Source organism: Nocardiopsis sp. iso_238 (genome assembly GCF_056173325.1).
In genome coordinates, this window is record NZ_CM149668.1 from 5,438,807 (window position 1) to 5,447,830 (window position 9,024).

General features: G+C 65.7%; 19 protein-coding genes. All 19 read right to left on the reverse strand.

Annotation, left to right across the window (positions count from 1 at the left end):
• Nucleotides 1–236: 236 nt before the first annotated feature.
• Nucleotides 237–701, reverse strand: a complete 465-nt coding sequence (rplO, locus tag AC0VYL_RS24445; RefSeq protein WP_017542990.1) for a 50S ribosomal protein L15 — start codon at nucleotides 699–701, stop codon at nucleotides 237–239.
• Nucleotides 698–883, reverse strand: coding sequence for a 50S ribosomal protein L30 (gene rpmD, locus AC0VYL_RS24450; protein WP_014912857.1), 186 nt, complete (start codon nucleotides 881–883; stop codon nucleotides 698–700). Before rpmD ends, rplO begins: the two co-directional genes overlap by 4 nt.
• A gap of 2 nt (nucleotides 884–885) precedes the next feature.
• On the reverse strand, nucleotides 886–1,488 hold the full coding sequence (rpsE, locus tag AC0VYL_RS24455) for a 30S ribosomal protein S5 (RefSeq protein WP_017542992.1): 603 nt from the start codon (nucleotides 1,486–1,488) through the stop codon (nucleotides 886–888).
• A 51-nt stretch (nucleotides 1,489–1,539) separates the two neighbouring features.
• Nucleotides 1,540–1,920, reverse strand: coding sequence for a 50S ribosomal protein L18 (gene rplR / locus AC0VYL_RS24460; RefSeq protein ID WP_357760537.1), 381 nt, complete (start codon nucleotides 1,918–1,920; stop codon nucleotides 1,540–1,542).
• 2 nt (nucleotides 1,921–1,922) lie between these two features.
• Nucleotides 1,923–2,459: a 50S ribosomal protein L6 gene (gene rplF / locus AC0VYL_RS24465; protein WP_017542994.1), complete on the reverse strand. Its 537-nt coding sequence runs from the start codon at nucleotides 2,457–2,459 to the stop codon at nucleotides 1,923–1,925.
• A 17-nt stretch (nucleotides 2,460–2,476) separates the two neighbouring features.
• On the reverse strand, nucleotides 2,477–2,875 hold the full coding sequence (gene rpsH / locus AC0VYL_RS24470; protein WP_026119486.1) for a 30S ribosomal protein S8: 399 nt from the start codon (nucleotides 2,873–2,875) through the stop codon (nucleotides 2,477–2,479).
• 269 nt (nucleotides 2,876–3,144) lie between these two features.
• Nucleotides 3,145–3,330, reverse strand: a complete 186-nt coding sequence (locus AC0VYL_RS24475) for a type Z 30S ribosomal protein S14 (RefSeq protein WP_017573364.1) — start codon at nucleotides 3,328–3,330, stop codon at nucleotides 3,145–3,147.
• 13 nt (nucleotides 3,331–3,343) lie between these two features.
• Nucleotides 3,344–3,919, reverse strand: coding sequence for a 50S ribosomal protein L5 (rplE, locus tag AC0VYL_RS24480; protein WP_475456326.1), 576 nt, complete (start codon nucleotides 3,917–3,919; stop codon nucleotides 3,344–3,346).
• Nucleotides 3,919–4,224 carry a 50S ribosomal protein L24 gene (gene rplX / locus AC0VYL_RS24485; RefSeq protein WP_475456328.1) on the reverse strand — a complete coding sequence of 102 codons (306 nt, stop codon included), beginning with the start codon at nucleotides 4,222–4,224 and terminating at the stop codon, nucleotides 3,919–3,921. Before rplX ends, rplE begins: the two co-directional genes overlap by 1 nt.
• A 3-nt stretch (nucleotides 4,225–4,227) precedes the next feature.
• Nucleotides 4,228–4,596, reverse strand: a complete 369-nt coding sequence (gene rplN, locus AC0VYL_RS24490; RefSeq protein WP_013156121.1) for a 50S ribosomal protein L14 — start codon at nucleotides 4,594–4,596, stop codon at nucleotides 4,228–4,230.
• Nucleotides 4,597–4,700: 104 nt separating this feature from the next.
• On the reverse strand, nucleotides 4,701–4,973 hold the full coding sequence (gene rpsQ / locus AC0VYL_RS24495) for a 30S ribosomal protein S17 (protein WP_017542998.1): 273 nt from the start codon (nucleotides 4,971–4,973) through the stop codon (nucleotides 4,701–4,703).
• The gene (rpmC, locus tag AC0VYL_RS24500) at nucleotides 4,970–5,224 is read right to left on the reverse strand and encodes a 50S ribosomal protein L29 (protein ID WP_017542999.1); all 255 of its coding nucleotides are present in this window, start codon (nucleotides 5,222–5,224) and stop codon (nucleotides 4,970–4,972) included. Before rpmC ends, rpsQ begins: the two co-directional genes overlap by 4 nt.
• Complete coding sequence (rplP, locus tag AC0VYL_RS24505; RefSeq protein WP_378738545.1) at nucleotides 5,224–5,640, reverse strand: 50S ribosomal protein L16; 417 nt, start codon at nucleotides 5,638–5,640, stop codon at nucleotides 5,224–5,226. Before rplP ends, rpmC begins: the two co-directional genes overlap by 1 nt.
• Before the next feature lie 3 nt (nucleotides 5,641–5,643).
• The gene (gene rpsC / locus AC0VYL_RS24510) at nucleotides 5,644–6,432 is read right to left on the reverse strand and encodes a 30S ribosomal protein S3 (RefSeq protein ID WP_049569156.1); all 789 of its coding nucleotides are present in this window, start codon (nucleotides 6,430–6,432) and stop codon (nucleotides 5,644–5,646) included.
• The gene (gene rplV / locus AC0VYL_RS24515) at nucleotides 6,432–6,800 is read right to left on the reverse strand and encodes a 50S ribosomal protein L22 (protein WP_017543002.1); all 369 of its coding nucleotides are present in this window, start codon (nucleotides 6,798–6,800) and stop codon (nucleotides 6,432–6,434) included. Before rplV ends, rpsC begins: the two co-directional genes overlap by 1 nt.
• A 74-nt stretch (nucleotides 6,801–6,874) precedes the next feature.
• The gene (gene rpsS, locus AC0VYL_RS24520) at nucleotides 6,875–7,153 is read right to left on the reverse strand and encodes a 30S ribosomal protein S19 (RefSeq protein ID WP_475456332.1); all 279 of its coding nucleotides are present in this window, start codon (nucleotides 7,151–7,153) and stop codon (nucleotides 6,875–6,877) included.
• Nucleotides 7,154–7,165: 12 nt separating this feature from the next.
• Nucleotides 7,166–8,005 (reverse strand): 50S ribosomal protein L2, encoded by an 840-nt coding sequence (rplB, locus tag AC0VYL_RS24525; protein WP_475456334.1) that lies wholly within the window; start codon nucleotides 8,003–8,005, stop codon nucleotides 7,166–7,168.
• 58 nt (nucleotides 8,006–8,063) lie between these two features.
• Entirely contained in the window at nucleotides 8,064–8,354 is a 291-nt protein-coding gene (gene rplW / locus AC0VYL_RS24530; RefSeq protein WP_475456336.1) for a 50S ribosomal protein L23, read from the reverse strand.
• On the reverse strand, nucleotides 8,351–9,022 hold the full coding sequence (gene rplD / locus AC0VYL_RS24535) for a 50S ribosomal protein L4 (protein WP_475456338.1): 672 nt from the start codon (nucleotides 9,020–9,022) through the stop codon (nucleotides 8,351–8,353). The genes rplW and rplD overlap by 4 nt, the downstream gene beginning before the upstream one ends.
• Nucleotides 9,023–9,024: the final 2 nt, after the last annotated feature.

The window sequence follows — 9,024 nt, forward strand, 5'->3', positions numbered from 1 at the left end:
CGCGGCCGATCCTGAATCGTCGTAGAACGTCAGCGCCGGGCCTGTCGCCCGGTGCTCGGAAGTACTCACATTACGTCAAGCGGGGAGCTCAAACAGATGGCACTGTAACAGTCATCACCTGACGCCTGGTGTCGTGAGGCATAACGATCAACACTCACAACACGTGAGGGCGCCCGCCAACAGGACCTTTCGGACCTGCCGGGCGGGCGCCCCCAGTACGCATCGTAGGGAAACCCCTACAGCTCGGTGACAGTGCCACCGGCGGCGGTGATCTTCTCCTTCGCGGAGCCGGAGAACGCGTTGGCGCTCACCTGCACGGCGACGGTGATCTCACCCGTACCCAGCACCTTGACGAGCTGGTTCTTGCGAACCGCGCCCTTGGCGACCAGGCCCTCGACGGTGACCTCGCCACCCTCGGGGTAGAGCTCGCTCAGCTTGTCCAGGTTGACGACCTGGTAGGTCGTCTTGAACCGGGCGTTGCTGAAGCCCTTGAGCTTCGGGATCCGGCGGATGAGGGGCATCTGCCCACCCTCGAAGCCGGGACGAACGGTGTTACGAGCCTTGGTGCCCTTGGTACCGCGACCAGCGGTCTTACCCTTGGAAGCCTCGCCGCGACCCTTGCGGATCTTGGCCTTGTTGCTACCCGGGGCGGGACGCAGGTGGTGCAGCTTGAGCAGCTCGTCGGGGTTGTAGTCGCTCATTCTGCGACCTCCTCGACAGTGACGAGGTGCGAGACGATCGTGATCTGCCCGCGAACCTCGGGACGGTCCTCGCGCACGGTGGACTTACCGATCCGGCCCAGGCCCAGCGACTGGAGAGCAGCGTGCTGCTTCTCCTTGCCGCCGATCTTGGAGCGGGTCTGCGTGATCTTGATCTTGGCCATGATCAGGCTCCTGCCTTCGCCTCAGAGCGAGCGCGCAGCATGGCAGCCGGGGCCACATCCTCGATCGGCAGACCGCGGCGGGCCGCGATCTCCTCGGGCTGGTTGAGACCCTTGAGCGCCGCCACCGTGGCGTGCACGATGTTCAGCGGGTTGGACGAACCGAGCGACTTGCTCAGGACGTCGTGAATGCCGGCGCACTCCAGGACGGCGCGCACGGGGCCACCGGCGATAACACCGGTACCCGGGGCGGCCGGACGGAGCAGGACGACGCCAGCGGCTTCCTCGCCCTGGACCCGGTGCACGATGGTGCCCTGGATGCGGGGGACGCGGAAGAAGTTCCTCTTCGCGGCCTCCACGCCCTTGGCGATCGCGGCCGGAACTTCCTTGGCCTTGCCGTAACCAACGCCCACCATGCCGTTGCCGTCACCGACGACGACGAGAGCGGTGAAGGAGAAGCGACGGCCGCCCTTGACGACCTTCGCGACCCGGTTGATGGTCACGACCTTCTCGATGTAGGAGACACCCTTGTCTGCGGCGCCGCCGCGGCGATCGTCACGGCGATCACGCCGCTCGCCACCGGCGCCGCGCCGCGGTGCTGCAGCCATCAGTGATTCCTCTTCTCGTGCTTGTTCTTGGCCAGTACAGAGGTCATCGAACTAGAACTCCAGCCCGCCCTCGCGCGCCGCGTCGGCGAGCTTGGCGATACGACCGGCGTACCGGTTACCACCGCGGTCGAAGACGACCTGGGTGATACCGGCGTCCTTCGCGCGCTGCGCGACGAGCTCACCGACCTTGACGGACTTGTCGGACTTCGTGCCCTCGGCGCCCCGCACATCGGTCTCGACGCTGGAGGCGGCGACCAGGGTGTGACCCTTGGTGTCGTCGATCACCTGCGCGACGATGTGCTTGGAGGAGCGGAACACGGCCAGACGCGGACGCTCGCTGGTGCCCACGACCTTCTTGCGGACCCGGAACTGCCGGCGCTTGCGGGAGGTGGTCGCCTTCGCGGTGCGCTTACGGCTCACGGTGATGCCCATGCCTACTTACCAGCCTTTCCGGCCTTGCGGCGGATGTGCTCACCCTTGTACCGCACGCCCTTGGCCTTGTACGGGTCAGGCTTGCGCAGACCACGGATGTTCGCGGCGACCTGGCCCACCAGCTGCTTGTCGATGCCCTCGACGTGGAGGATGGTCGGCTTCTCCACGCGGAAGGTGATGCCCTCGGGGGGCTCGATGACCACCGGGTGGCTGAAGCCCAGCGAGAACTCCAGGTTGGAGCCGCGGGCCTGGACGCGGTAACCCACACCGTGGATCTCCAGCGTCTTGGCGTAGCCCTTGGAGACACCCTCGACGAGGTTGGCGACCAGCGCACGGGTCAGACCGTGCAGCGACCGGTTCTCCGGCTTGTCGTCAGGACGAGCGACCGTGACGATACCGTCCTCGAAGGAGACGGTGATCGGCTCGGCGATCGTGTGCTTGAGTTCGCCCTTCGGCCCCTTGACAGTGACGTCTTGCCCGTTAATCGTGACTTCGACGCCCTTGGGGACCGAGAGCGGCAGTCGACCGATTCGCGACATGCTTCAGTCTCTCCCTATTACCAGACGTAAGCGAGGACTTCGCCGCCCACGCCACGCTTCTTGGCCTGCTTGTCAGTCATCAGGCCACCGGACGTCGAAATGATCGCCACACCGAGGCCACCCAGCACGCGCGGAAGGTTCTCCTTCTTCGCGTACACCCGGAGACCGGGCTTGGACACCCGGCGGATTCCCGCGATGGAACGCTCACGGGTGGGGCCGTACTTCAGGTCGAGGACGAGGCTCTGGCCCACGGGGGCCTCCTCGGTCCGCCAGCCCTGAATGAAGCCCTCCTGCTGGAGGATCTCGGCGATGTGCGCCTTGATCTTGGAATACGGCATCGTCACGGTGTCGTGGTACGCCGAGTTCGCGTTACGCAGACGCGTCAGCATGTCTGCGATCGGGTCGGTCATCGTCATGGCCGACTGGCCCTTCCTCACCGCGGTTTCCGAGTGCGGGCTTTCCCAGAGCCTGCCTCTCGTCGGGGTTACCCCCGGAGAGTGCACAAACGGACCTTCGGCGTGGTCGTGGGCACCGCGGTCCCTCCCGGGACTGCCGTGCCCTGTTGAATGGATGTAGCTGGTCCGTGCACCGCCAGGAGGCGGGCACGGGCACTGCTTCGTACCACCGTCAGGTGGCGTTTCGGGGGGCCGACCGCGCTAGCGCGCAGGGTCGGCCCCACCGGAAACTACCAGCTCGACTTGGTGATACCGGGCAGCTCGCCCCGGTGGGCCATCTCGCGGAAGCAGATACGGCACAGGCCGAACTTCCGGAAGACGGCGCGGGGGCGGCCGCACCGCGAGCATCGAGTATACGCACGAACGCCGAACTTCGGCTTCCGCTGCGCCTTCGCGATCAGGGACTTCTTAGCCATCTGTGGTAACCCCTCAGGCTTCCTTGAACGGGAAACCGAGCCGCTTGAGCAGGCTGCGGCCGTGTTCGTCGGTGGTCGCCGTCGTGACAACCGTGATGTCCATCCCACGCTGACGGTCGACCTTGTCCGGGTCGACCTCGTGGAACATGACCTGCTCGGTCAGACCGAACGTGTAGTTGCCGTTCCCGTCGAACTGCTTCGGGGAAAGGCCACGGAAGTCCCTGATCCGGGGCAGGGCCAGCGAGAGCAGCCGGTCCAGGAACTCCCACATCCGGTCGCCGCGCAGCGTGACGCTGGCGCCGATCGGCTGACCCTCGCGCAGCTTGAACTGCGCGATGGAGTTCTTGGCCCGGTTGACCTTCGGCTTCTGGCCGGTGATCGCCGTAAGGTCGGCGATCGCGCCCTGGATCAGCTTCGCGTCACGAGCCGCCTCGCCCACGCCCATGTTGACCACGATCTTCGTGAGACCGGGGATCTGCATGACGTTGGCGATGTCGAACTCGTCCTTGAGGCCCGCAGCGATCTCGTTGCGGTACTTCTCCTTGAGCCGCGGCATCGGAGGGGCGGTGATGTCGTTGGTAACCGTCATCAGATGTCCTTACCGGTGCGACGGGAGACCCGAACCTTGGTTCCGTCTTCCTCGAAGCGGTAGCCGACCCGAGTGGCCTTGCCGTCCTCCGCGAGCGCGATGTTGCTCACGTGGATGGGGGCCTCCTTCGTGACGACCTCGCCCTGCTGGCCGCCCGCCGGGTTGGCCTTCCTGTGCTTCTTGACCAGGTTGACGCCCTCGACGATGACACGGTCTTCCTTCGGCAGGGCCTTGACGACCTTGCCGGTGGCACCCTTGTCCTTGCCGGCGAGAACGATGACCTCGTCGCCAGATTTGATCTTCATCGCTTAGAGCACCTCCGGCGCCAGCGAAATGATGCGCATGTACTTCTTGTCACGCAGCTCACGGCCGACCGGGCCGAAGATGCGGGTGCCTCGCGGGTCCCCACCGTCCTTGATGAGCACGGCAGCGTTCTCATCGAAGCGGATGTAGGAGCCGTCGGGCCGGCGGCGCTCCTTGACGGTGCGCACGACAACGGCCTTGACGACGTCGCCCTTCTTGACTCCAGCGCCAGGCAGGGCGTCCTTCACCGTGGCGACGATCGTGTCGCCGATCCCGGCGTAGCGCCGACCCGAGCCACCGAGAACACGGATGGTAAGGATCTCCTTGGCACCCGTGTTGTCGGCGACCTTGAGTCGCGACTCCTGCTGAATCACGTCTGCTCCTGATGTGATGCGTGCGGTCCACTGCCGCACGGCTAGGTGGTCTCACCCCTCTGGTCGGCGGCCGGCAACGTGTGCCGGCCGCCAACAGGCTGGGGTTACTTAGCCTTCTCCAGGATCTCCACGACGCGCCAACGCTTCGTCGCGGAGAGCGGCCGGGTCTCCATCATGCGGACCCGGTCGCCGACGCCAGCGGAGTTCGCCTCGTCGTGCGCCTTGTACTTGGTCGTCCGACGGATGACCTTGCCGTACAGGGCGTGCTTGACGCGGTCCTCGACCTCGACAACGACGGTCTTGTCCATCTTGTCGCTGACGACGTAGCCCTCGCGCACCTTGCGGTAGTTGCGCGTCGCGGTCTGGTTCTCACTCATTCGGCTGCTTCCTTCGTCTCCTCAGCCGACTCACCAGACAGCGGGACGATGCCCAGCTCGTGCTCGCGCAGGACCGTGTAGATCCTGGCGATCTCGCGCTTGACAGTGCGCAGACGGCTGTGGTTGTCGAGCTGGCCGGTGGCGGCCTGGAAGCGGAGGTTGAAGAGCTCTTCCTTGGCTTCCTTGAGCTTCGTGACCAGGTCCTCGACGGACTGGTCGCGCAGCTCGTGGGCAGTCACGGACTTCGCCACTACTCCCACACCTCCCGCTTAACAAACTTGCACTTCATCGGGAGCTTGTGCATCGCACGGCGCAGGGCCTCCTTGGCCACGGCCTCGGGCACGCCCGACAGCTCGAACATCACGCGACCCGGCTTGACCGGCGCGACCCACCACTCAGGCGAACCCTTACCGGAGCCCATGCGGACCTCGGCGGGCTTCTTCGTCAGCGGACGGTCCGGGAAGATGTTGATCCACACCTTGCCGCCACGCTTGATGTGACGCGTCATGGCGATACGAGCGGACTCGATCTGACGGTTCGTCACGTAGGCCGACTCCAGGGCCTGGATACCGAACTCGCCGAAGGCGACCGTAGTACCACGCTGAGCCTTGCCACGAAGGTCCGGGTGGTGCTGCTTCCGGTACTTGACCTTACGAGGAATAAGCATCGGTTAGCTCCCCTCGGTCTTCGGGGCCTCGGCCGAAGCACCAGCCTTGGCGTCGGTGCCCGGGGCGCCAGCGGCACCGCCACGACGGCGGCGCTGCGGACGCTCACGGCGCTGACCGCCACCGGCGGTGCGCTGGGCGGCCTGGGCCGCCTCGCGCTCGGCGCGGGTCACAGGGGCGTCGCCCTTGTAGATCCACACCTTGACGCCGATGCGACCGAACGTCGTACGGGCCTCGAAGAAGCCGTAGTCGATGTCGGCGCGCAGCGTGTGCAGCGGGACGCGACCCTCGCGGTAGAACTCCGAGCGGGACATCTCGGCCCCACCCAGACGGCCACCGCACTGGATACGAATACCCTTGGCGCCACTCTTCATGGCGCTCTGCATGGCCTTGCGCATCGCGCGGCGGAACGCCACGCGGCTGCTCAGCTGCTCAGCGACGCCCTGGGCGACGAGCTGCGCGTCGATCTCGGGGTTCTTGACCTCGAAGACGTTCAGCTGCACCTGCTTGCCGGTGAGCTTCTCCAGGTCCGTACGGATCCGGTCGGCCTCGACGCCGCGACGGCCGATGACGATGCCCGGCCGGGCGGTGTAGACGTCCACGCGGACACGGTCACGGGTGCGCTCGATCTCGACCTTGGAGATGCCCGCGCGCTCCATGCCACGGGTCAGCATCCGACGGATCGCGACGTCTTCCTTGACGTAGTCCTTGTAGGACTTGTCGGCGTACCAACGGCTCTTGAAGTCGGTGGTGATGCCGAGGCGGAACCCGTGCGGGTTTACCTTCTGCCCCACTATCGGGTCCTTTCCTTGGTCTTGGACGAGGCGCCCGCGCCCTCAGCGACGACCACGGTGATGTGGCTCGTGCGCTTGGTGACCCGGAAAGCCCGGCCGAAGCCGCGGGGACGAATACGCTTCAGGGTCGGACCCTCGTCCACCCAGACGCGCTCGACCACCAGGGACTCACGGTCCAGCTTGTCGTTGTGCTCAGCGTTGGCGATGGCGCTAGCCAGCACCTTGCCAACGGGCTCGCTCGCCGACTGGGGCGCGAACCGGAGCACCGCCTGTGCCTCGTCAGCGGGCAACCCGCGAATAAGGTCCGCCACCCGGCGAGCCTTTCGGGGCGTAACGCGGACGAACCGCGCCTGTGCCCTCGTTCCCATCGCTTTTCCCTCGCTCACGGAAATTCCTTCCCCACTCACCGTGGAGAAAATGGTTCTTACAACTGCTGCAACCGCTAGCGGCGGCTGCGGCGGTCGTCCTTGACGTGGCTACGGAAAGTACGCGTGGGAGCGAACTCACCGAGCTTGTGGCCGACCATCGACTCCGACACGAACACCGGAACGTGCTTGCGGCCGTCGTGGACGGCGATCGTGTGACCGATCATCTCCGGGACGATCATGGATCGCCGGGACCACGTCTTGATGACGTTCTTGGTCCCCTTCTCGTTCTGGACTTCCACCTTCTTGATGAGGTGGCCGTCGACGAAGGGACCCTTCTTAAGGCTACGTGGCATCAGACGTGCTCCTTACCGCTTCTTCTTACCGCTACGCCGACGCCGCACGATCAGCTTGTCGCTGGCCTTGTTCTTCGACCGGGTCCGGCCTTCCTTCTTGCCCCAGGGGCTGACCGGGTGACGACCACCGGAGGTCTTGCCCTCACCACCACCGTGCGGGTGGTCGACCGGGTTCATGACCACACCACGGACGGTCGGGCGCTTGCCCTTCCACCGCGAGCGGCCGGCCTTGCCCCAGTTGATGTTGGACTGCTCGGCGTTGCCGACCTGACCAACCGTGGCGCGGCAGGAGATCTCGACCATGCGCATCTCACCGGAGGGCATACGCAGCGTGGCGTAACGGCCCTCCTTGGCGAGGAGCTGGATCTGCGACCCCGCGGAACGACCCAGCTTGGCACCGCCACCGGGCTTCAGCTCGACCGCGTGCACGAACGTACCCGTGGGGATGTTGCGCAGCGGGAGGCAGTTGCCCGGCTTGATGTCGGACTGGGGGCCGTTCTCGATCTTGTCGCCCTGCTTGAGGCCAGCGGGCGCCAGAATGTAGCGCTTCTCACCGTCCACGTAGTGGAGCAGAGCGATGCGAGCGGTGCGGTTCGGGTCGTACTCGATGTGAGCGACCTTGGCCGGCACGCCGTCCTTGTCGTGACGACGGAAGTCGATCACGCGGTAGGCGCGCTTGTGGCCACCACCCTGGTGACGAGCGGTGATCCGGCCGTGGCCGTTACGACCGCCCTTGGAGTGAAGCGGACGGACCAGGGACTTCTCCGGCTCCGAACGCGTGATCTCGACGAAGTCGCTCACGCTGGAGCCGCGACGACCCGGCGTCGTCGGCTTGTACTTACGAATGCCCATCTTCTTCGCGCATTCCTTTACGTGTTGCTTGACATGTAGCGGTCAGACCCGGGAAAGGTCAGACACCGAAGATGTCGATCCGCTGGCCGTCGGCCAGGCTGACGATCGCGCGCTTGGTGTCGGGACGCTTCCCGAAACCGAAACGGGTCCGCTTGCGCTTACCCTTCCGGTTGATCGTGTTCACGTTCGTGACCTTCACCTCGAAGATCTTCTCGATCGCGATCTTGATCTGGGTCTTGTTGGCGTCCGGGCGAACGATGAACGTGTACTTGTTCTCGTCCATGAGCCCGTAGCTCTTCTCGGAGATCACCGGCTCAATGATGATGTCCCGGTGGTCGGCGATCCTCACTGGTCGTCCTCCTCGGACTCAGCGGCCTTCGAGGCACCGGCCGCGTGGGCCAGGAACTCGGCGTAGCCCGCCTCGGTGAAGACCACGTCGTCCGCGTAGAGGACGTCGTAGGTGTTCACCTGGTCCGCGTCGAGGATGTGGACCTCTTCGAGGTTGCGCAGGGCGCGCCGGTTGTGCTCGTCCTCGCGGGCCAGGACGACGAGGACCTTGTCGGACTCGGTGACCTGGCGCAGCGCCTTCAGAGCGGTCTGCGTGAGCTTGCTGTCCGCGCCCTCACCGACGAACTCGGTGATGACGTGGATGCGGCCGTGGCTGGCCCGGTCGGAGAGGGCGCCACGCAGGGCGGCGGCCTTCATCTTCTTCGGGGTCCGCTGGCTGTAGTCACGCGGCTGGGGACCGTGAACGGTTCCACCACCGGTGTACTGCGGGGCGCGGATCGAGCCCTGACGGGCGCGACCGGTTCCCTTCTGGCGGTAGGGCTTCTTGCCACCGCCGCGGACCTCGCCGCGGGTCTTGGTGGCGTGCGTGCCCTGCCGGCCGGCGGCCAGCTGGCCGTTCACGACCTGGTGGATCAGCGGGATGCTGACCTGCTGGGCGAAGACGGACTCGGGAAGCTCGACGCTGCCCTTGGAGCCGCCCTCGGGGTTCTTGACCTCGATCTGGGCCATGA

What these genes read in the sequence shown, in the direction of transcription:
- rplO (WP_017542990.1), bottom strand. Translation starts at nt 701, where the DNA reads ATGAGCGACTACAACCCCGACGAGCTGCTCAAGCTGCACCACCTGCGT.
- rpmD (WP_014912857.1), bottom strand. Translation starts at nt 883, where the DNA reads ATGGCCAAGATCAAGATCACGCAGACCCGCTCCAAGATCGGCGGCAAG.
- rpsE (WP_017542992.1), bottom strand. Translation starts at nt 1,488, where the DNA reads ATGGCTGCAGCACCGCGGCGCGGCGCCGGTGGCGAGCGGCGTGATCGC.
- rplR (WP_357760537.1), bottom strand. Translation starts at nt 1,920, where the DNA reads ATGGGCATCACCGTGAGCCGTAAGCGCACCGCGAAGGCGACCACCTCC.
- rplF (WP_017542994.1), bottom strand. Translation starts at nt 2,459, where the DNA reads ATGTCGCGAATCGGTCGACTGCCGCTCTCGGTCCCCAAGGGCGTCGAA.
- rpsH (WP_026119486.1), bottom strand. Translation starts at nt 2,875, where the DNA reads ATGACGATGACCGACCCGATCGCAGACATGCTGACGCGTCTGCGTAAC.
- AC0VYL_RS24475 (WP_017573364.1), bottom strand. Translation starts at nt 3,330, where the DNA reads ATGGCTAAGAAGTCCCTGATCGCGAAGGCGCAGCGGAAGCCGAAGTTC.
- rplE (WP_475456326.1), bottom strand. Translation starts at nt 3,919, where the DNA reads ATGACGGTTACCAACGACATCACCGCCCCTCCGATGCCGCGGCTCAAG.
- rplX (WP_475456328.1), bottom strand. Translation starts at nt 4,224, where the DNA reads ATGAAGATCAAATCTGGCGACGAGGTCATCGTTCTCGCCGGCAAGGAC.
- rpsQ (WP_017542998.1), bottom strand. Translation starts at nt 4,973, where the DNA reads ATGAGTGAGAACCAGACCGCGACGCGCAACTACCGCAAGGTGCGCGAG.
- rplP (WP_378738545.1), bottom strand. Translation starts at nt 5,640, where the DNA reads ATGCTTATTCCTCGTAAGGTCAAGTACCGGAAGCAGCACCACCCGGAC.
- rplV (WP_017543002.1), bottom strand. Translation starts at nt 6,800, where the DNA reads ATGGGAACGAGGGCACAGGCGCGGTTCGTCCGCGTTACGCCCCGAAAG.
- rpsS (WP_475456332.1), bottom strand. Translation starts at nt 7,153, where the DNA reads ATGCCACGTAGCCTTAAGAAGGGTCCCTTCGTCGACGGCCACCTCATC.
- rplB (WP_475456334.1), bottom strand. Translation starts at nt 8,005, where the DNA reads ATGGGCATTCGTAAGTACAAGCCGACGACGCCGGGTCGTCGCGGCTCC.
- rplD (WP_475456338.1), bottom strand. Translation starts at nt 9,022, where the DNA reads ATGGCCCAGATCGAGGTCAAGAACCCCGAGGGCGGCTCCAAGGGCAGC.